A 20,674-nucleotide genomic window follows, 5' to 3' on the forward strand; every position below is an offset into this window, starting at 1 on the left:
CAAACCCTGCAAGGAGCGCTTATGTCAAAGACGACACAACGTTGGCGTGGTATCGCAATAGCTGCAGCCGTGGTGACGGTCGGGTCCACGTTGGTCTCCCCCGCCGCCACCGCGGCGACCAACGCGAGCGTGTGGCTGACCACGGGTGACCGGTCGGCCCAGCTGACCAGGCAGGCGGACGTGGCGTTCGGCTCGGGTGGCTCCGGGTCGACGATCACGGTGAACCCGAACTCCACCTACCAGTCCATGGTGGGCTTCGGCGCCTCGTTCACGGACGCGGCGGCGTGGAACATCTTCAACTCCCCGCGCCGCAACGAGATCATGACCAACCTGTTCGACAGGAACAACGGCATCGGCATGAGCTTCATTCGCCAACCGATCGCCTCCACCGACTTCTCGCGCAGCTTCTACACCTACAACGACGGCGCGGCGGACCCGTCGCTGTCGCGGTTCTCCATCGACCACGACAGGGCCTACATCCTGCCGCTGCTGCAACAGGCCAAGCAGCTCAACCCGCAGCTCGCCGTGATGGCGACGCCGTGGAGCGCGCCGGCGTGGATGAAGAACAACAACAACCTCATCCGGGGTTCGCTCAACGACAGCCGCATCGGCGTCTACGCCGACTACCTCGTCAAGTTCGCGCAGGCGTACAAGGCCGCGGGCATCCCGATCGACTACATGAGCGTGCAGAACGAGCCGCTCTTCGAACCGCCGGGCTACCCCGGCATGTACATGTCGCCGCAGCAGCAGGTCAACGTCATCAACACCCTGGTGCCGAAGCTCCGCGCCGCCGGCGAACAGGCCCGTCTGCTCGGCTACGACCACAACTGGGACAACGTCGACTACGCGCAGACCGTCAACAACGGCGCGGGCGGCAACGTGATCGGCTCCGCGTGGCACTGCTACGGCGGCGACCCCAGCCGCCAGTCGATCGTGAAGCAGAACCAGCCCGGCAAGGACGTGTTCTTCACCGAGTGCTCCGGCACGAGGTCGGCGAACGACGCGGCGACGTTCCGCGACACGTTGCGCTGGCAGGGCATCAACCTCGCCATCGGCGCCACCCGCAACCACGCGCGCACCGTCGCGATCTGGAACATGGCGCTGGACCAGAACAACGGCCCGGTGATCGGCAGCTGCACCAACTGCACCGGCGTCGTCACGACCAGCGGCGGCAACGTCACGTACAACGCCGAGTACTACGTGCTCGGACACCTGTCGAAGTTCGTGCAGCCCGGCGCGGTCCGCATCGACTCGACCGGCTACGGCGAGGGCGGCGTCCAGAACGTCGCGTTCCGCAACCCGAACGGCCAGATCGTGCTCGTCGCGCTGAACTCGGGCGGCCAGCAGAACTTCCGGGTCCAGTACAACGGCCAGACGTTCGGCTACACCCTCCCGGCCGGCGCGATGGCGACGTTCACGTGGCCCGGCACGCTCGACCCGGGCCAGCCCCCGACGGGCCGGACCGGCGCCATCACGGGGCTGGGCGGCAAGTGCCTCGACGTGACCGACGGCTCGACCGCGAACGGCACCCTGCCGCAGATGTGGTCGTGCTTCAGCGGCCCGAACCAGACGTGGACCCTGGCCTCCGACGGCACCGTGCGCGGCCTGGGCAAGTGCCTCGACGTGACCGGCAACGGCACGGCGGACGGGTCGGCGGTCCAGCTCTGGGACTGCTTCGGCGGCCCCAACCAGCGGTGGACGGCCTCGGGAGGCACGCTCGTCAACGCGGGCAGCAACAAGTGCCTCGACGTGATCGGCAACAACACGGCGGACGGCGCGAAGCTGCAGATCTGGTCCTGCACCGGCGGTGCCAACCAGCGGTGGACGGTGCCCGCGTAGAGCTTTGAGGTCATGTCGTGCGGGTAACCGCACGACATGACCGATCCCATCAACCCGGAAGCACCGCATTCGCCGGGAACGCCCAGCCTCGACGACCTCGACGTCGAGATCGTCGAGGAGCCCGAGATCCCGCAGGAGACGACCGAGGACGAGAGCGAGCCGCCGGACTAGTCCGTGTCCCGTCAGTTCGTCCGGTGGCAGGCGCGGGCGAGCGACCCGGAGACGGTGCCGCCGCGATGACCTCATACCGGGTTGTATTCGGGCATCGCGGCGGTGCCGTCTCCGGGGCCCTCGCCCGCTACTGCCGCCCGACGAGACTGCCGGGGCACGGACTGACCCGGCCGTCAGGCGCGGGCCGGCACCACGGCCCGCGCACCGGGGAGGAACGAGCGCGCCGCCGTCAGCAGCGTGCGGGCCTCCATCAACTCGCCGTACTCGAGGTGCTCGTCCGCGGCGGCGACGTGCGCCAACGCCCGCTGGGGCGCGTCCGGGGAGTCCATCACGGCCTGGGCGAGGCACTTGCGCGCCCGTTCGGTCTGCTCGCCGAGGTCATGACCCGACGTGGCGCGGATCAGGGCGAGAGCGTCGCGGATGGCGCGGTCGAGTGTGCTGGAACGCATGGAGTTGCCGCCTTCGGAACAGCCGGGGACGTGGTGCGCCGACTGCTTGACGCGGCACCGGCTACCCGCGTCCTCCGCCGGTCAAACTACGAAAGCACCGCGCGCTGCGAGGGCACGAACGCGGCGAAGTCGCGGTTCGCCCGGCCGTGCTCCTCGTGCAGCAGCCCGGACACCCAGCTCACCACCGCGTCCGGCGACGGGCGCGGGTCACCTTCCAGGCGCGCGACCTCGACGAGCTCACCGAGCCGGTCCTCCACGGCCACCGCCCACCCGGTCAGCTCGTTCCACACGAGCGCCACGTAGTGGTCGGGGAAGTCGGGCAGCCGGCCGTCCAGCGCCACGTAGGCGGTCACCATCGGCTCCATGTCGGCGCACGAGCTGTCCCCGCGCAGGCCGAGCCCCGTGACCACCTGTGTCAGGTAATGCCGCACCTCGCGCACGGCGGAATCGTCGAAGTCGATCTCGATGTCGATGCCGGGCTCGATGCTCATGGCGCGCGGATACCCCGGCGGGGTGTGGCCAAACACGACGTGACCGACCACACCCGCATGGAGCAGTCCAGGTCAGCCGCCGTAGGGGTTAGCGGCCTTCTTCGCGGCGTAGGTGAGCATCGGCCTGACCTTCGCCCAGTGCCCGTCCTGGCACGGGTACGCGGGCAGGAACCCGGCGCAGTCGCCCTGCCAGTTGCCGATCTCCCAGGTGTAGTGCGGGACGCCGAGCTCGCCGTACACCCAGTCGTCGATCGAGCCGCCCGCGGTGTAGAGCAGCTCACCCGGCTGGCCGTACTCCCAGTCCGCACCGGCGAGCTGGGCCATGTCCTTCGCCATCGCGCGCAACGGCCCGTCGTTCGGCGACGGCGTGGTCGTGTAGCCCCACGGCAGCAGGACGACGTTCAGCGCGGAGTGCATGGTGATGACCATGCCGCGCGTCTTCGGGTCGGCCGGGTCGGTCAGGGCGGGGCCGCGCGTGTCCGGGAAGAGCCCGCGGAAGAGCTTCTCGAGCGCCCTGGTCTCCACCTCGGAGTCGGGGTTCGGGCCGCGGTAGACCTGGTGGCACGGGTCGGACGACGTGCCGTTGTCGCCCCACTGCGCGTCGAAGTTCCGGTTGACGTCGATGCCGATCTGGGCGTTCGGGTCCTCGGTCGTCGGGCACTGCCTCGGGCCGTTGGTGTGGTTCGCGTTCTTGCGCTGCAGCTTCGGCGAGTCACCGCCGGACTGGACGATCTGCACGCCGTCCGGGTTCGCGATCGGCACGACCCACACCTCGGTCGTGTCGAGCAACGACGTGACCTCGCGGTCCTTGCCGTAACCCTGCGTGAGGTGGTCGATCCAGCGCCATGCCATGTCGCCGGTGGTGATCTCGCGGGCGTGGATCTGCCCCGACACGACCAGCCGCGGCTTGCGGGAGTCCGGGTTCAGCCGGCAGTCGCCGGGGCCCGACCTCGTGATGCAGACGGCCTTGAGGTCGTACCCGCCGGCGCCCTGGGTCTTGCGCCACGAGTCGCCGTAGTCGACGACGGTCGCGAGGCGCGGGTACCGGCCCGCCACCTGGTCGAGGTGGGCGTGGTGGGCCTTGACCGTGCGATAGCCGCCGTAATAGGTCTCGTTGATCCCGTGGCCCTGCGTCTTCGCCGTGGACGACGGCGGCGCCATGACGGACTCGACCGCGCCCGTGTAACCGGCCTCGGTGAGCCTGGTGTGCGTGTCCTTCGACCCGAGCACGAACAGGTCGTCGCCGTCGCGCTGCTCCAGCACGTCGAACCCGCGGGCCAGCAGGTCCTGGGCCTTCTGCCCGAGCGGGGCGGGAACGCGGTAGACGTACGTCGGGCCCTCCTGCGCCGCGACGGGCGCCGGTGGCTCCGCCGTGGACGTGCCGACGAGCAACACGGCGCTGGCAACCCCCGCCAGCACAAGACTCAGCTCTCGCTGCCTCATTCTGTCCGACCCCCTGTTGGAGACAGTCATGTCCGCATGCGCGGCACACGCTCCCACAGAAGCACTTCGTTCGCCCACCACTCGAGCGTCTCAACAGCCATCATGGTGACCATGCGATTCGAGACCGTCGAACGCCGCCGCGTGCGTTCCGGCATGGCCGACGTGGAACAGGACCGCGATCGCCGCGAGGCCTGGCTCATCAGCGTCGACGGCACTCCTCGATCCTATGTGGACCTCCTGGACCCCGCCGACCTGCCGTTCGGCGTCACGCGCAGGATCGCGGACGTGGTCGACGCGCTGCCGCCGGGTCCGCTCAACGCCCTGCACATCGGTGGTGCGGCAGGCAGTCTGCCGCGCTACGTCCAGCACGTCCGCCGCGGCTCCGACCAGCTGGTCGTGGACGCCGACGACGCCATGGTCGACCTCGTCAACGCCCACCTCCCGGTGCCCACCGGGATCTCCGTGCGGGCCGGGAACGGAGTGGACGCCCTGCGCGCCGCCCGTGATCTCGACCTGGTCGTGCTCGAAGCCGTTGTCCTGCCGGAAGAACTCGCGAGCGAGGACTTCCAGCGGTACGTCGCCGAGGCGTTGACGGGCTCCCGCACGTACGTCGTGAACGTGGTCGACCAGCCGGATCTGTCCGCGACCACCAGGCTGATCGACGTCGTGGCCGCCCGGTTCGGCGTGCCGCTGGTGATCGCCGATCTGGGCTTGCTGGCGGGAACCGGTCCCGGCAACGTGGTCCTCGTGTCCACCGAGGCGGTCCTGCCCGTCGCCCAGCTCGACGCCAGGGCGCGCGAAGCCCGTTTCCCCGCTGCCGTCTCGGTGGGACTCTGATCGCGGCACGACGCACCTGCGGGTTCACCACAGGGACGCGCTTGTCCGGGCACCCGCCCGCCAGTCCGAACGCGACGTCGAGCGCCTCCGGGTGCGCGTCACGCCCAGGGCCCGGGCCGGTGGGCCATGGGCGGGCTCCGCGCTTCACCCTGCCCGACCTGCTGAGCCATGCGCGCGACCCACGCCTCCGGCGCCTCGCCCTGCCCACCGACTCGACCCGGTAGGCCATGCGCGGGCTCCACACCTCCCACACTTCGCCCTGCCCGCCGGCCCGACCCGCTGAACCATCCGCGGGCTCCACACCTCCCGCACCTCGCCCTGCCCACCGGCCCGACCCGCTGAGCCATACGCGGGCCCCACACCTCCCGCACCTCGCCCTGCCCGCCAGGCCCGACCCCTACATCCGGTCCAGCAACCGAGCCCGCGCGATCTCCAGGTGTGCCGTCATCGCCGCGCGAGCCCCCTCCGCGTCCCCCGCCACCAACGCGTCCACGATCGCCCGGTGCTCCGTGATCGTCTGCACCCCGAACGGCTGCTGGAAGTTCAGCCGGAACAGGTGCAGGTGGCAGTGCGTCTTCGCGAACGCCTGGAGAACGGCCTCGTTCCCCGCGATCCGCAGGACCAGCTCGTGCAGGCGCTGGTCGTGCGCGGTGAGGTTCTTGTAGTCGTCGTAGGCGTCGTCCGCGGGGGCGGCCGGGCAGGTGGCGAGTTCCTCCTCGACGAGGGCCACGGACTCCGGGGTCATGCGGGCCGCCGCCAGGGCTGCCGACGGGGGTTCCAGCAGCAGGCGGAGGGCGTAGAGGTCGTCGACCTGCTTGCGGTTCAGCAGGTCCGTCACGCTGTAGCCGCGCAACGGGAGCCTGCTGACCAGTTCTTCCGATTCGAGGCGGGCCAGGGCTTCCCGGATCGGCGTCGGGGAGACGTCCAGCTGCCTTGCCAGCTCGTCGATGTTCACACGGGCGCCCGGGGCGATGCCGTCACTCATGATGAGGGCGCGGATCTGCTCGTAGACGTCGTCCGCCAGCACGCGCCTGGCCGGTATCCGCAACACCACTCCTGAGGCTCCCGTCTAGTTCTTGGCCAGTATCTCCTGCGAGACGCGTTCCATCTCGGCGAACACGTCGTCGGAGCGCTGGCCCGCGAAGTACGCCTCGAAGAGGGGTTGTTCCGCCGACTGGACGGCCGAGCCGTTGGCGTAGGCGGTGGACGGGTGCAGGACGCCGTCCTTCACGTACTGGTTGAAGACGGTGAGGTCCACGCCCTGCGACTTCATGGACGTCACGGTGTTGTCCATGGCCGCCGGGATCGACGGGAAGAACGTGCCGGTCGCGCCCGCCCTGGTCTGGCACTCCTCGCCGCCCATGTAGCTGACCCACCGCCAGGTCAGGTCCGGGTTCTTGGTGCCCGCCCAGATGTTGTTGCCATTCGAGTTGGACAGGACCGAGCGCGTGCCGTCGGGACCGAGGACGGTCGGGGCGATGCCCACCTTCACGCCCGGGATCTTGCCGAACGACGGGGCGGACCAGGAGCCGCCCATGGTCATGGCGACCTTGCCCGAGCCGATCAGGTCCACGTCGGAGATCGTGGACTGGCTGCCGGTCGTGAAGGTGCCGAGCTTCGGGGAGAAGCCGCGGTCGGTGAGCGACAGGACCCACTTCATCGTCTTGGTGAAGCGCGGATCGGTGTAGTTGAACCTGGTGGGCCACTGGTCCTTGTCGCCCAGCCGCCAGCCGAGCGTGTTGACGAACGGGGCCCACGAGGTCTCGCCGATGAAGCTGCGGCCCGCCATCGCGCCGATGCCGTAGGTGGCGATCTGGGTCTTGTCGAAACCCGGTTCGTCGCCGTGCCTGCCGTTCTTGTCGACGGTCAGGCGGGCGACCACCTTCTCGAACGTGCCGCCGTCGTCGGGGTTCCAGGTCAGCTTCTGCACGTCGGCCTCCGGCACGCCGGCCTTGGCCAGCATGTCGGCGTTGTAGTAGAGCGCGGACGCCGCCCAGTCCAGCGGGAGCGCGTACTGCTTGCCGTCGGTGAACTTCCACGTGTCCAGGCCGACGGAGTACCTCTTGGTGTCCAAAGAGGACTTGGTGATGAGGTCGTCCAGCGGCATCAGCTGGTGCTGCGAGGCGTAAGCCTGGAGGAACTGCACGGAGTTCTGGAACGCGTCCGGCGCGGTGCCCGCGACGAAGCCCGCGGTGAGCTTGGTGAAGTAGTCGTCGACGTTGTAGCGGGTGATCTTCACGTCGACACCGGGGTTGGCGGCCTCGAACGCCTTCTCGCACTCGCCGTAGGCGACCGCCTGCTTGTCGTCCCACGTCCACCAGTTCACGGTGTTGCCCGAGCCGGAGTCGGAGCTCCCGCACCCGGCGACGACCAGGGCTGTTGCTGCTACCAGGGCAGCGGCGGCGATTTTCATGGCTTCTCCAGGAGACGGGATCGGAACGCGTCGAGTGCGATGTCGAGGTCATCTGAGCCGCCCGCCTCGTGGGCGCTGTGCTCCCAGACGGCCATCTGCTTGGGTCCGGCGTAGGCGTGGTAGGCGCCGAACACGGTGGACGGCGGCACGATGTCGTCCATCAGGCCGACCGAGAACCACGCGGGTGCCGCGGCCCGGGAGGCGAACCCCACACCGTCGAAGTAGGACAGGGTCGGGAAGACGTCGGAACGCCGGTTCTCGGCGATGTAGGTCGTGAGTTCGGTGTACGGCGGCCGCCCGCAGACGTCCAGCGCCCTGCGGAGGTCGCAGAGGAACGGCGCCTGCGCGTGCACGGCCGCCAGGTCGGGCACCAGGCCCGCCACGGCCAGCGCGATCCCGCCGCCCTGGCTGTTTCCGATGATGGCGACATCCGAGGAGCCCAGGGCGCGGACGGCGTCGACCGCGCGCACCGCGTCCACGAACACGCGGCGGTAGAAGTAGGTGGAGCGGTCGGTGATGCCGCGGGTCAGGAACCCGGTGCCGCCGCGCTGGTCCCGCACCTCGACCTGCAGGTGCGCGAACCCGGCACTGGCCCACGTCAGGTTCTCGACCGCGCTGCCCCGGTTGCCGCCGTACCCGTGGTACTGGACCACGGCCGGAAGGCCCGTAACCCCGCGGGGAGTCCGCAGCCAGGCCCGGATGCGATCGCCATCGCAACCCGTGAACGACACGTCGTACACGTCGAGCGTCCGCAGCGGCGTGGCGACCGGCACCGCCTCGACCGCGAGATCGAGCGAACGGGCTTCGGCGAGCGTCGAGTCCCAGAACGAGTCGAAGTCGTCGGGACGGACGTAAGAACTGCGGTACTCCCCCAGCGCGTCCAGGCCGAGATCGGTCAGCACGACACCCTCCCCTGCAGCTCCACCACGTCGGTCACCACGACCTCCGTGACCTCTTCACCGATGCGCACCGGCACGACCTCCGAGGCGTCACCCGAGAGCCTGCGCAGCCGCACCGAGATGTCGCCGTCATGCCACGTGATGTCCGCGGAGAGCCCGCCGCGGCACCGCAGACCGCGCGCGGAACCCCGGGACCAGCCGGCGGGCAGTGCGGGCAGCACGTCCACCACCCCGGCGTGGCTCTGCACCACGACCTCGGCCAACGCCGCCGTGAAGCCGAAGTTGCCGTCGATCTGGAACGGCGGGTGCGTGCTGAAGAGGTTCGGCAGCAGCCCGCCCCACTCCGAGCCGTCGACCGGGGCGTCGCGGTGCCGGTCGCCGGTGAACGCCTCCGAGGCCTCCAGCAGCAACGCACGCACCGTCTCGCCGTCGCCCAGCCGCGCCCGCAGGGCCATCTTCCAGGCCCACGACCAGCCCATCGCGCCGGGACCGCGCCGGTCCAGCGAAGCCGCGGCGGCGTCACCGAGAGGCGTGCCGGCGACGACCTGGCCGAGCGGGTGGACGGAGACGAGGTGCGACAGGTGCCGGTGCGACGGGTCCTCCTCCACGAAGTCCACGGCCCACTCCCCCAGCCGCCCGTCGACCACCGGAACGGGACGCAACCGGGGCAAGGCAGCCGAGATCTCCGCGAGCACCGGATCCGAGCGCCCGGACGCCAGTGCCAGCGCCGAGGTCCGTTCGAACACGGCACGGACCAGCACCACGTCCATCGTCACCGACCACGACAACGCTTGCGGGGCACCGGAGGAGTCGAGGAACCAGTTCTCCGGTGACGTCGACGGGCACGTGTCGAGGTAACCGTCCGGGCCTTCCACCAGCCAGTCGAGGCAGAACTCGGCACACCCGCGCAGCAACGGCCACGCGCGCTCCAAAGTGGACCAGGTGCGGGCGAAGTCGTAGTGGTCCCAGGCGTGCTGGACGAGCCACGCGCCGCCCATCTGCCAGATCGCCCACGACGGCGCGCCGTGCCCCATGCCGACGGGCAGCGACCACCCCCAGGCATCCGTGTTGTGGTGCGCCACCCAGCCCCGCGCCCCGTACAGCGACCGCGCCACCTCCGCGCCGGTGACCGCGAGCTTCTCCAGCAGCTCCAGCAACGGGTCGTGGCACTCGGCGAGCCCGGTGACCTCGGCCGCCCAGTAGTTCATCTGCGTGTTGATGTTGATCGTGTAGTTCGACGACCACGCCGGTCGCAGTTCGTCGTTCCAGATGCCCTGCAGGTTCGCGGGCGGCGCGCCCGGCCGCGACGACGACACCAGCAGGTACCGGCCGTATGCGAACAACACGGAGGCGATGAGCTGCTCGTCCTTGCCGCTCAGCAGGTCCAGCACGTCCACGACGTCCGGGACGTCGCCGAACCGCACGTCGCACGCGTCCATCAACGTCATGTGGTCGCCGTGCCGCCGGCCGCTCCACGACGACTCGGTCGTGGTCGAACTCGTGAGCGTGAGCAGCCAGCGCTCGCCCGAGTGCACCTTCACCGTCACCGCGCCGCGTTCCCCGTCACCGTAGACGGGCGCCTCGACCTGCGGTTCGTGGCGGGGAGCCGAATCGACCGGGATCTCCACCACCAGGTTCAGGCCGTTGCGCGAGACCTCCCGCAACGGCGTCGAGATCTCGACGGCCGACGGCACCGCTCCGGTGATCTCCACGCACAGCGCGGTTTCCGAGGCCCACACCCGCCGCACGACGTCCGAACCGCCGATGGTCATCCGCTCGGTGACCACCCCGGTGGCCAGGTCCAGCGTCCGGCCGTGCGACTCGCCGACGGGCAACGTGATCCACAGGTCGACGTACGGCAGGAACGTCTGGCTGTACGGGCCCTCGAACGACATCAGCAACTCGGTGGCGCGCTCCAGGTCACCGCCGAAGATCGCTTCACGCACCTGCGCGAGCCGGTGCGGACCAGCCCCGGACGCCAGCACGTCCGCCAGCGCGCGGGAGGGCCCGGCCGCGGTGCCCGACCACACGGTCGCGTCGTTGACCTGCACGCGGGACCGCCCGGTCCCGCCGAACACCATCGCGCCGAGGCGGCCGTTGCCCACGGGCAGCGCCTCGGTCCACTCCGCCGCAGCCGACGGCCAGTGCAGTCTCACTTGATCCCCGTGAAGCCGATGGAGTTGACCAGCCGCCGCCCGAAGACCACGAACAGCAGCAACATCGGCAGCGCCGCGACCAGCGTCGCCGCCATCAGGCCGGCCCAGTCCAGCGACGCCTGCGGTGAGGACTGCTTGAACACCGCGAGCGCGAGGGTGAGCGGGCGGACCGACTCGTCGTTGGTGACGAGCAACGGCCAGAAGTAGTCGTTCCAGGTGGTGATGAACTGCAGCAACGTCAGGGTCGCCATCGGCGCGACGCTCATCGGCAGCACGATCCGGAAGCACACGCGCAACGGCCCGGCGCCGTCGATGATCGCGGCCTCCTCGACCTCGTGCGAGAGCCCGAGCATGAACTGCCGCAGGAAGAAGATGTTGAACGCGGAGAAGAACGCGCTCGGCAGGATCATGCCGGCGAACGAGTTGAGCAGCCCGAGGTCCTTCATCAGCACGAAGTTCGGCAGCAGCGTGAACACCGACGGCACCATCAGCGCGGTCAGCAGCACGCCGAAGACGACGTCACGACCCTTCCACCGCAACCGGGAGAACGCGTAGGCCGCGAGTGCCGAGAACACCACCGTGACGAGCGTCAGAACTCCCGCGTACACAACGGAGTTCCACAGCGCGAGTCCCAGTTCGATCTTGGCTCCCGACCCGCCCTCCGCCGCGGCCTCCGCGGGCGTCGCGAGGCCCAGAGCGCGCTTGAACGGGCCCCAGGTGAAGTGCACTGGCAGCAACGACGACGGGTCCGTCGACATCGCGAAGTTGTTCGACAGCGCGGTCCGCACGATCCAGTAGAACGGGAAGATCGTGATCAGCAGCACGACGACCAGGTAGCCCCAGGCGACGCCGCGGCCGAGTTTCACGGGAAAGGTCATGACGCCTCCTCAGTTCGTGTCGGACTCGCTCGCCCGGGCCATCCGCATCTGCGTGAAGGTCACCGCGACGAGCATCAGGAACAGGGCGAGCGACATCGTCGCGGCATAGCCGAAGTCGAACTGCCCGAACGCCTTGTCGTAGATGTACATCTGGAGCACGAGCGACGCGTCCGCCGGACCGCCCTTGGTGCTGACCTGGACGATGTCGAAGATCTGGGTCGCGCCGATCACGTTGAGGACCACGACCATGACCAGGATCGGCCGCAGCAACGGCAACGTGAGCGAGCGGAACATCTGGAACTCGGAAGCCCCGTCGATCCGCCCCGCCTCGTAGATCGTCGCGGGGATCGTCTGCAGGCCCGCGAAGATGAGGACGGCGTTGTAGCCCATGGTCTTCCACACGTTCAGCGCCGCCAGCGTCGGCACCGCCCACGCGTCCGAGCTGAAGAACATGACCGGCTCGCCGGTGATCCAGGTGATGAGCTGGTTCACGATGCCGAGCTGCGGGTCGAGCATCCAGGTCCACACCAGCGCCGTGACGACGCCGGAGATGAGGAACGGCAGGATCATCAGCCCGCGGACGGTCGTGTTGACCCCCAGCCGGTGCAGCACGACCGCGGTGATCAGCGAAACGCCGACGCCGAGGACCACGGACAGGACGACGAAGTAGGCCGTGACGCCGAGCGAGTGCCAGAACCGGCCGTCGTCCAGCAACTGCCGGACGTTGTCGAGCCCCGTCCACACCGGAGGGGTGAGGATGTGGAACTCGGTGAAGCTGAGGTAGACGCCGCGCAGCATCGGGTAGGCGAAGAAGACGCCGAACCCGAGGACGGCCGGTGCGACGAGGAGCCACGCGACCCACGTGTCGTTGCGGCGCGAGGCGGGGCCCCGGCGGCGTGGGGGTGGAGGCGCCGTGGTGGCGGAGCCACGCACGACCTGGGCGCTTGTGTCCTGCACGGTGGTCACCACGACGCCTCCTGGTCTCAGACGCGGATGCTGTCGACGTCGAACACGGAGTCGTCCGGGTTGCCGAACCGGATCGTGTTGGCGCCCTTGAGCAGGTAGATCGGCACGGTGACCTTCTGCGGCGTGTTCCAGTCGTCGTCGTTGGACCCGGCGACCGGCAGCTTGAAGGCGGTGCCGTTCACCGTGACGACACCGGTCCTGCTGGCGTCGGCCGAGATGTAGGCCAGCTCGACGAGGTAGGTGCCCTCACGCGGCACGGTGACCGTCGGCATGGTGACGATGCCGCTGCCGCCGAGGTACCCGACCTTGCTGCCGCCAGAGCACGCGCAGCCGTAAACGGTCGCGCCGCCGCCAACGCTGCCCCTCTCCGCTTCGTACGTCACGCTTTCCTGCGGTGTCACGAAGTTGACCGGCTTCGAGCGGGCGCCGTTCTGCACGACGGTGAACTCGTAGGAGGTCGCCGGGGTGAGGCCGGTGACGGTCGCCGTCGTGTCGGTGGTGGTGGCGACCTTCCTGTTGCCCGCGTAGACGTCGTAACGAACGCCGGTCTTGCCGTACCACTTCAGCGACACGCTGGTCGGCGTGGCCGCGGTGCCCTGCACGACAGCGGGCGCGACCGAGGAGCGCGGCGTGATCGTGAACAGCTTCGAGCCGTGCACCGGCAGTTCTTCCGTGATGGAGCCGGACTTCTGGCCGATGTCCTTCTTCGCCCACACGTCACGGACCTTGGCGTTGCCCTGGATGCCGAGCCGCGCGAAGTCCGCCGTCACCGGCGCGGGCCGGGACCCGAGGTTGAACAGCGCGACGGTGTAGCTGCCGTCGCGGTTGCGGGCGTACCAGACCTGCTGGTCGGAGAACTGGTCCACGGGCCGCGCGGGAACGCCGGCCTGGTTGATCGCGATGACCTCGTTGTTGGTCAGCAGCTGGTAACCGAAGTCGTCGATCTTCGTGAGGTCGTCCCCGATGTAGAGCGGCGAGGACGAGATCGACCACAGCGTCATGTAGCTCTGCCGCTCGGCCTCGGTCAGGCCGTCCATCTGCCCGTTGCCGACGGCGAGGCTGTCGAGGTTGTTCCATTGGCCGGGGCCGGCGTCGTCGATCCACTGCACGACGTCGTTCCAGCGCTGCTTCACCGACTGGTTCCAGGTGACGAGGGTGTCGCAGTAGCACTCGACGTCGGTGTCGACGCGCCAGCCGTTCGTGTTGGCCTTCCACACGTCGGCGTGGCGGTGGCTCAGCGCCCACGAGATGAGGAACTCGATCGGACGGCCGGTGCTCTTGAGCGCGGAGTTCCACGCCTTCACGTCGGTCGTGTTGTCGTAGCGCTCACCGCCGCGGAAGCTGCCGGGGCCGACGCCGTCGAGCTTGAGGAAGTCGACGCCCCAGCCCGCGAGCACCTGCGCGATGGAGTCGATGTACTTCTGCGAGCACGGGTTCGCGAAGTCCATCTTGTAGGCCATGTCCCACCCGTTGGTCTTGCGCAGGTCGGGGTAGACGATGTCCTTGGTCGTGCAGCCGGGCGCGTTGTAGATCGGGGTCTTGCCGTCGTTGTACGCCTTGAGGTCCAGGCCGACCGCGAGGTACGAACCGAACTTCAGCCCCTTGCCGTGGACGTACTCGCCCAGCCACTTGAAGCCGCGCGGGAACTTCTTCGCGTCCACCACCGGCCTCCCGTACTCGTCGAACGAGCCGAGCCAGCCCGCGTCGACGTTCACGTGGTCGTAGCCGTGCTTCTTGAACTTCGCCGCCAGCACGTCCGCCTGTGCCAGCACGTTCTTCTCGTTCAGCCAGCTCGCGGGACCGTCCGGGTTCACCCCGGGGTAGTTGGTCGCCTGCAACGTCCAGCTGCTCCAGCCCATGTAGGGCTTCTCCGCCTTCGCCGCGGTGTTCTGCTGGGCTGTTGGGGCCTGGGGTGCTTGGGCCTGGGCCGCCGGAACCGCGATCAGCGACGCGAGCAGGCCGGCAACGACACCTAACGCTCTCAAGACCACTCCTTTGTGATTTTCAGGCGACCCGGAGGTCTTCCATCGCGTCGCGGTCCCAGTCGATTCCGAGACCCGGTGTGTCCGGTGCGAGTGCGTGTCCGTTGTGGACGGTCATCTCGCTCTTGGTGATCCCGCGCAGCTGCGGGATGTGCTCGACGAACCTGCCGTTGGGCAGGGCAGCCGCGAGGCTGACGTGCAGCTCCATGAGGAAGTGCGGGCAGACGTCGGCGTTGAACGCCTCCGCGAGGTGCGCGACCTTGAGGAACGGCGTGATGCCACCGATCCGCGCCGCGTCGACCTGCACGATCGAGGCGGCACCGCGTTCGAGGTACTCGCGGAACTGCGCCATCGAGTACAGCGACTCCCCCACCGCGATCGGGATGGCGGTGCTCCGGGCGAGCCGTGCGTGTCCGCTCACGTCGTCCGCGGGCAGCGGTTCCTCGAGCCAGGTCAGGTTGGTGTGCCGGAACGCGTCCGCGCGCCGGACCGCCTCGGCCGCCGTCATGGACTGGTTGGCGTCGACCATGATCGCGAACCGCTCGCCGACCGCCGCCCGGACGGCTTCGAGCCGTTCGACGTCCTCGGTCAGGTCGGGTTTGCCGACCTTCATCTTGATGCCCTGCCAGCCCTGCGCGGCCGTCTCCTTCGCGCCCGCGACGAGTTCTTCGGCGGACAGGTGCAGCCAGCCGCCCTCGGTGTCGTAGAGCGGCACCTCCTGGCGGAACCCGCCCGCCATGCGCCACAACGGTTCTCCCGCGCGCAGGCACCGCAGGTCCCACAGCGCGGTGTCGACGGCGGCCAGCGCGAGCGAGGTGATCGCGCCGACAGTGGTCGATCGCGTGTACGCGAACAGGTCGTGCCAGACGTGCTCGATCCGGCGCGCGTCGGCGCCGACGAGCCTGGGCAGCAGGTGGTCGGTCAGCAAGGCGAGGACGGAGCTGCCGCCCGTGCCGATCGTGTAGGCGTATCCGAGACCGGTGAGCCCGTCGTCCGTCGTGACCTCGACGAACACGGTCTCCTGCTTGATGAACTGCTGGACGGCGTCGGTGCGCAGGGTCTCGACCGGAACATCGACCTGGAACGCCTCAGCCCGCACGACCTTCGTCACACCAACTCCTCGGACCTTTGATCCTATAGGATATTTGACGAGGATTGAACGCTGGCGTTACGGCGGTGTCAACGATCGTTCGGCCACGTTCCCACGCCAATGACAGCGTTTTCAACGGGTTGCCGCGACCGGGTCTCGTTCCGGTCCTCCGATGTTTGCAGCTCACAGCCGCAGAACACACCCCGACGGGCGTGTGGGGGTGTGTTTAAAAGTGAGTGGTTCTGTCCGGTGTTGCCGGGAGGACAGGAACGATCAAGCGGACTCGGCGGTGCGCTTCAGCCGCTCGAGCGTCGCCTCGATGTTGCGCTGGTTCGTCACGGCGCGGTCCTTCACACCGGTCGCCAGCCGCGTGATCGGCACGTACCAGCGAGGCCGGCGGTCCCACGTCGACTCGGTGACGCGGCAGCCGTCCGCCGTCTCCTCGATGTCGTACTGCCAGCGCGACACCGCGAGCCCCAGCGACTTCACCTCGAACGCGAACCGCGTCTCCGAGCAGTCCGTCACCGTGGACGTGGTGGGCCAGACCCGCCAGCCGCGCTTGTTGACGCCGCGGAACCGGGCGCCGACCTGCGCGCCGGGCGCGTTCAGCCACCGGCCGCCGGAGTACTCCTCGGCACACCGGCTGAGCCCGCGGAGGTCGCTGACCAGCTCGAACACGCGCTGCGGCGAGGCGGCAACGTCGATGTGCGCGGTGGCGTCCGGCGTCATGCACCGAACTTACTACCGGTAGGTAACTGACCGCTAGAGCTGCCGGATCGGTTCACCGGCGAGGAACGCGTGGATGTCCTCCACGGCCTCGGTGAAGTACGTGCGGTAGTTCGCCTCCGTCACGTATCCCAGGTGCGGGGTCGCGAGGACGTTCGGCAACGTCCGCAGCTCGTCGGTCAGCGGCAGCGGCTCGACCTCGAACACGTCCAGCCCGGCGCCGGCGATCCGCTTCTCCCGCAACACCTCCAGCAACGCCTCCGAGTCCACGATCGGCGCCCGCGAGGTGTTGACCAGGAACGCCGAGGGCTTCAGGCAGGCCAGCGCGGCGGCGTCCACCAGGCCGCGGGTGCGGTCGCTCAGCACCAGGTGGACGGACGCGAAGTCGCTCTGCCCCAGCAGGTCGTGCAGCCCCGAGGCGAGCCGGACGCCCTCGGGTTCGACGCGCTCGGCGGTCAGGTTGGGACTCCACGCCACCACGTCCATGCCGAACGCCCGCCCGACGCGGCCGACGGCCTTGCCGAGGTTGCCGAAGCCGAGCAGGCCGAGGGTGCGGCCGGCGAGGTCGACGCCGACGGTGCTCTGCCACGGGCCGCCGGCGTGGAAGGCCGCGTTCTCGACGGCCAGGTGACGGGCGAGGCCGAGGATCAACGCCCACGTCAGCTCGGTCGGCGGGGTCTTGGCGCTGCCCGTGCCGCAGACCGTCACGCCGTGCGCGCGGGCCGCGGCCAGGTCGATGGACGCGTTGCGCATGCCGCTCGTGATCAGCAGCCGCAACCGGGGCAGGCGCGCGAACAGGGCCGCGTCGAACGGGGTCCGCTCGCGCATGATCACGACGCACTCGGCCTCGGCCAGCGCGTCGGCCGGGTCGTCCAGGTGCTCGCGCAGCACCGTCACGTCGAGGCCCGACCAGTCGGCGTTGGCGAGCGCCACGCCCTGGTAGTCGTCCAGCACCGCACACCGCATGAGCCGATCATGTCAGAGTAGGCGCATGGGAGCCTTCCACCTGGCGCAGGCCAACATCTCGACCGGGCGGTGGGCGTTCGACCACTGGAGGATGCGCGGGTTCGCGAGCAGGATCGACGCGATCAACGACCTGGCGCGGCAGGCTCCCGGGTTCGTGTGGCGGCCGACCTCCGAGCGGATGCTGAACGACCTGGTCAGGCTCGGGCTCGACCCGATGCGCGAGGCCTACAACCTCAGCGTGTGGGAGTCGGTCGAGTCGTTGTGGGCCTTCACGTTCAGCGGTGTGCACCTCGAGGCCGTCAAGCGCAGCGAGCAGTGGTTCGAGCCGGGGAGCGCGTTCGACGTCATGTGGTGGGTTCCCGCCGGGCACCTGCCCACCACCGAGGAGGGCCTGGCGAAGCTCGAGCTGGTGAAGAGCGGCCCGACACCGGAGGCGTTCACGTTCCGGCGCCGCTTTCCCGCGCCAGAGCACCCCGCACGATGATCTCCGCCATCGGCCGCGGGTCGATGGCCTCTCCTCGCGCGAACTGCTGCAGGAACAGGGACGCACGCGCCGAGCGCCTCCGGCGGATCACCTGCGCCGAGGCCCGCAAGGGCGGGCACGAGCGTCGAGCGACGACTGCTGGCAGGCGGCCGAGGAGTCCACCTTCACGGCGAGGAGGCCCCTCCCGCTGCTGCACGGATTCCTCGCGGGAGGGACCTGCTTCACGGCTCTCGCCGCGGCGGTGCTCAGCAGTTGGGACGGGTCGTCTTCCCGGCGAAGCGATCACCCAGCCAGTTCAGCGCGTTCGCGCCCCAAGCGCTGACCGCCGTGACGTGCCCGAGCAACGGCAGCGGCGTCCACTGCACGTCGGCGCCCAGCGAGCACCACTGCGTGCGCAGCTTCTGACCGACACCGAACGGGATCAGCTCGTCCAAGGTGCCGTGGTAGAGGTACACGGGCGCGGCGGGCTTGACCGAGCCGAGCGTGTTCTCCTTCAAACGCTGCTGCCACAACGGGTCCTGGATGACGTCCGGCGTCGTGGTCAACGAGTTGAGGCGCGTGAACGGGGCCACCAAGGCGATCTCGGCGACGCACGCCGCGCGGATCCGGTCGATTACCTGCTGGCCGCGGGCGTTGAGCACCGACGACAGCGGCAGTTCCGGGTAGGCGGCGGCATATCCGGCGGCCGCGGCGAACACCAGGCCCGATCCCGCGTTGCCGTCGTTGAACTTCGCGACCGCGTTGAGGTCGGCCGGCACACCACCGGCGGCCACGCCGACGACGTTCAGCGAAGGGGCGTAGGACTTCCACTGCTCGGCGGCGGAGGAAGCGGCCTGACCTCCTTGCGAGTAGCCGAAAACGCCGACCGGTGCGTCCGCGGACAGGCCGGGGATCCCGCTCGCCGCCCGTGCCACGTCCAGCAGCGCACGCCCCTCCGAACGGGCCACCGCGTACGTGTGGTCCCCTGGTGTGCCAAGGCCTTCGTAGTCGGTCACGGCGACCGCCCAGCCGTTGAACATGGCCTGCGCGAGGAAGGCGATCTCGACCTCGGTGCCGGCTTGGAGCTGCCGCGACGGCGCGCACTGGTCGCCCAGGCCCTGCGTGCCCATCGCGTACGCGACGATCGGGCGCGGGCCGTTGTTCCACGGCAGCGGCGACACGAGCACCATGCCCGACACGACGGTGCTCGTGCCCGTCGCGGAGGTCGAGCTGTAGCGGATGTCGTACGCCTTCACGGGCGCCGGGAGCAGCCTCAGCGGCTCCGGGTGCCACGCCACCTCCCTGCTGCTGACCAGTTCGCCCGGCGCGGCCGCCGAAGAGGGTGTGACCAGGGCGAACAACAGTAGGACGGCGGTGAGCACGGCACGGAGCTGCATCGTTGGACCCCTTTGTGGTAACCGGCGTTACCGCAATGTAGGGCCGAACGTCGCAACGGAGCAATAGCCCGTACGGCTTGATGGATTCAAGCAAGCCCCTGGGCGAACGTGAATACCCTGTCCGGGTCGTACTTGCGCGCGACCTCGCGCAACCGGGTGAGGGACGAGCCGTAGTAGGCCTGCGCCCAGTCCGGCATCTGCGGGTCGATGTAGTTGACGTACCCGTTGGCGCCGAACATCTTCCCCAGCTCGTCGCGCGCCACGCCCATCGCGCGCCGGGCGTTCGCCTCCCCCGCCTGCAACGACAGCTCGACCTGGATGCTCGCCAGCGCGCCGCGGTGCGGGAACGCCGTCGCCGGGCCGCGGCCGACGGCGCCGCCCAGCCCGTCGATCATGTTGTAGGAGTTCGGGGTGTTCCTGAAGACGTCCGCGAGCTTCTGCGGGTCGGTGATCGGCTTCGTCAGCATCCGCGACGTGGCGACGTAGCTGCCGCGCGGCTGGCTGCCGCCGCCTCCGTTCCACGAGGGCCTGCACGAGCCGTCGCCGACCCTGCACCACGCGAACCGCTCCATCGCGGCGAGGAAGCCCTGTTCGGTCTCCCGGCGCGAGGTCGGCTGCGCGCCGACGCGGCGGACGAGGTCGTCCAGCACCGGCTTCAGATTCACCTGCGTGCCGGCGAAACAGCCGCTCACCTCGACGTGCGGGGTCGCGCCGCTGCCGACGCCGAGCGTGGACGTGAGCGCGTCCGGCGCCTTGCCCTGCCAGTCCGGCCACGCGCTGAGCAGCGAGGCCAGGGCCGCCGACGGGAACGTGAGGGCGAACGTCGTGAGGTCGCGCGCGGGTTCGGTGCGGAACACGAACGACGTGACGATGCCGAAGTTGCCGCCACCGCCACCGCGCAGCGCCCAGAACAGGTCCGCGTGCTCGGTCTCCGACACCGTGCGGTGCACGCCGTCCGGCGTGACGATCCGGGCGCTGACCAGCCGGTCGCAGGTGAGACCGAACTGCCGGGCGGTCATGCCGATGCCACCGCCCAGCGTCAGCCCGGAGATCCCGACCGTCGCGCACGTGCCGGCGGGCATCATGCGTCCGGCGTTGGCGAGTGCGATGTAGAGGTCCATCAACAACACGCCCGCACCGACCTCGGCCGTGCCGTCGGCCCGCACGTCGATCCGGTTGAGCCCGCGCACGTCCACCACCAGCGCACCGTCCGCCGTGGAGTACCCGGGATAGCTGTGGCCACCACAGCGAGCGGTGATCCGGGTCCGCTCCTGACGCGCGATCTCGATGCACCGCTGGACGTCCGCCGGTGTCAGGACCTTCGCGATCGCTCTGGGACGCTGCGCGTCGTACTGCGTGAAGTAGCCGAGCTTGGCATCGCCGTAGGCGGCGTCACCCGGCCTGATCAGCTGGACGTCCACTGTGGACCGGCCGACCAGCGCCGACACGGCCCCGAGTGCGGCGGATTGCAGAAGTGCCCTGCGTCGCAACATGCTCCGAACGTAGGA

The 20,674-nt window shown here is 69.4% G+C and carries 19 protein-coding genes; 4 read left to right on the forward strand and 15 right to left on the reverse strand.

Features of this window, described 5'->3' with window-relative positions:
• The first annotated feature begins 69 nt into the window (after positions 1-69).
• Together BMY74_RS05800 and BMY74_RS46630 are read left to right on the forward strand one after the other, a co-directional pair.
• Positions 70-1,839 carry a ricin-type beta-trefoil lectin domain protein gene (locus tag BMY74_RS05800; protein ID WP_177229596.1) on the forward strand — a complete coding sequence of 590 codons (1,770 nt, stop codon included), beginning with the start codon at positions 70-72 and terminating at the stop codon, positions 1,837-1,839.
• 36 nt (positions 1,840-1,875) lie between these two features.
• Positions 1,876-2,010 carry a hypothetical protein gene (locus BMY74_RS46630; protein WP_281244954.1) on the forward strand — a complete coding sequence of 45 codons (135 nt, stop codon included), beginning with the start codon at positions 1,876-1,878 and terminating at the stop codon, positions 2,008-2,010.
• Between the two features lie 173 nt (positions 2,011-2,183).
• Here BMY74_RS46630 and BMY74_RS05805 read toward each other — a convergent pair whose 3' ends face one another.
• The 3 genes from BMY74_RS05805 to BMY74_RS05815 form a co-directional block, all read right to left on the reverse strand.
• The gene (locus BMY74_RS05805; RefSeq protein WP_089910772.1) at positions 2,184-2,459 is read right to left on the reverse strand and encodes a hypothetical protein; all 276 of its coding nucleotides are present in this window, start codon (positions 2,457-2,459) and stop codon (positions 2,184-2,186) included.
• An 86-nt stretch (positions 2,460-2,545) separates the two neighbouring features.
• Positions 2,546-2,950 (reverse strand): DUF6292 family protein, encoded by a 405-nt coding sequence (locus tag BMY74_RS05810; protein ID WP_089910775.1) that lies wholly within the window; start codon positions 2,948-2,950, stop codon positions 2,546-2,548.
• 72 nt (positions 2,951-3,022) lie between these two features.
• Entirely contained in the window at positions 3,023-4,393 is a 1,371-nt protein-coding gene (locus tag BMY74_RS05815; protein WP_089910778.1) for a M14 family zinc carboxypeptidase, read from the reverse strand.
• 111 nt (positions 4,394-4,504) lie between these two features.
• Between BMY74_RS05815 and BMY74_RS05820 the strand changes: the two genes are divergently transcribed.
• Entirely contained in the window at positions 4,505-5,230 is a 726-nt protein-coding gene (locus tag BMY74_RS05820; RefSeq protein WP_143091458.1) for a spermidine synthase, read from the forward strand.
• 397 nt (positions 5,231-5,627) lie between these two features.
• Here BMY74_RS05820 and BMY74_RS05825 read toward each other — a convergent pair whose 3' ends face one another.
• From BMY74_RS05825 to BMY74_RS05870, 10 genes are all read right to left on the reverse strand, one after another.
• Complete coding sequence (locus tag BMY74_RS05825) at positions 5,628-6,281, reverse strand: GntR family transcriptional regulator (RefSeq protein WP_218159531.1); 654 nt, start codon at positions 6,279-6,281, stop codon at positions 5,628-5,630.
• 18 nt (positions 6,282-6,299) lie between these two features.
• Complete coding sequence (locus BMY74_RS05830; RefSeq protein ID WP_089910784.1) at positions 6,300-7,643, reverse strand: ABC transporter substrate-binding protein; 1,344 nt, start codon at positions 7,641-7,643, stop codon at positions 6,300-6,302.
• Positions 7,640-8,545, reverse strand: a complete 906-nt coding sequence (locus BMY74_RS05835) for an acetylxylan esterase (protein WP_089910787.1) — start codon at positions 8,543-8,545, stop codon at positions 7,640-7,642. The genes BMY74_RS05830 and BMY74_RS05835 overlap by 4 nt, the downstream gene beginning before the upstream one ends.
• The gene (locus tag BMY74_RS05840) at positions 8,539-10,698 is read right to left on the reverse strand and encodes a glycosyl hydrolase family 95 catalytic domain-containing protein (RefSeq protein WP_089910790.1); all 2,160 of its coding nucleotides are present in this window, start codon (positions 10,696-10,698) and stop codon (positions 8,539-8,541) included. Before BMY74_RS05840 ends, BMY74_RS05835 begins: the two co-directional genes overlap by 7 nt.
• On the reverse strand, positions 10,695-11,576 hold the full coding sequence (locus tag BMY74_RS05845; protein WP_089910793.1) for a carbohydrate ABC transporter permease: 882 nt from the start codon (positions 11,574-11,576) through the stop codon (positions 10,695-10,697). The genes BMY74_RS05840 and BMY74_RS05845 overlap by 4 nt, the downstream gene beginning before the upstream one ends.
• Positions 11,577-11,585: 9 nt before the next feature.
• The gene (locus BMY74_RS05850; RefSeq protein WP_218159532.1) at positions 11,586-12,545 is read right to left on the reverse strand and encodes a carbohydrate ABC transporter permease; all 960 of its coding nucleotides are present in this window, start codon (positions 12,543-12,545) and stop codon (positions 11,586-11,588) included.
• Between the two features lie 14 nt (positions 12,546-12,559).
• Complete coding sequence (locus tag BMY74_RS05855; RefSeq protein WP_218159533.1) at positions 12,560-14,527, reverse strand: alpha-galactosidase D; 1,968 nt, start codon at positions 14,525-14,527, stop codon at positions 12,560-12,562.
• A 19-nt stretch (positions 14,528-14,546) separates the two neighbouring features.
• Complete coding sequence (locus tag BMY74_RS05860; protein WP_089910800.1) at positions 14,547-15,635, reverse strand: mandelate racemase/muconate lactonizing enzyme family protein; 1,089 nt, start codon at positions 15,633-15,635, stop codon at positions 14,547-14,549.
• Between the two features lie 252 nt (positions 15,636-15,887).
• Positions 15,888-16,343 carry an SRPBCC family protein gene (locus BMY74_RS05865; protein WP_089910803.1) on the reverse strand — a complete coding sequence of 152 codons (456 nt, stop codon included), beginning with the start codon at positions 16,341-16,343 and terminating at the stop codon, positions 15,888-15,890.
• Between the two features lie 33 nt (positions 16,344-16,376).
• On the reverse strand, positions 16,377-17,306 hold the full coding sequence (locus BMY74_RS05870; protein WP_177229597.1) for a D-2-hydroxyacid dehydrogenase family protein: 930 nt from the start codon (positions 17,304-17,306) through the stop codon (positions 16,377-16,379).
• A 25-nt stretch (positions 17,307-17,331) separates the two neighbouring features.
• Here BMY74_RS05870 and BMY74_RS05875 point away from each other — a divergent pair, with 25 nt between their 5' ends.
• Positions 17,332-17,790, forward strand: coding sequence for a DUF3291 domain-containing protein (locus BMY74_RS05875; protein WP_177229598.1), 459 nt, complete (start codon positions 17,332-17,334; stop codon positions 17,788-17,790).
• A gap of 245 nt (positions 17,791-18,035) precedes the next feature.
• Here the strand turns inward: BMY74_RS05875 and BMY74_RS05880 are convergent, their stop codons facing one another.
• Positions 18,036-19,166 carry a lipase family protein gene (locus BMY74_RS05880; protein ID WP_089910808.1) on the reverse strand — a complete coding sequence of 377 codons (1,131 nt, stop codon included), beginning with the start codon at positions 19,164-19,166 and terminating at the stop codon, positions 18,036-18,038.
• 86 nt (positions 19,167-19,252) lie between these two features.
• The gene (locus tag BMY74_RS05885; protein ID WP_089910811.1) at positions 19,253-20,659 is read right to left on the reverse strand and encodes an FAD-binding oxidoreductase; all 1,407 of its coding nucleotides are present in this window, start codon (positions 20,657-20,659) and stop codon (positions 19,253-19,255) included.
• Between the last annotated feature and the right edge of the window lie 15 nt (positions 20,660-20,674).

This window comes from Lentzea albida (assembly GCF_900111005.1).
Taxonomy (GTDB): Bacteria; Actinomycetota; Actinomycetes; order Mycobacteriales; family Pseudonocardiaceae; genus Lentzea; species Lentzea albida.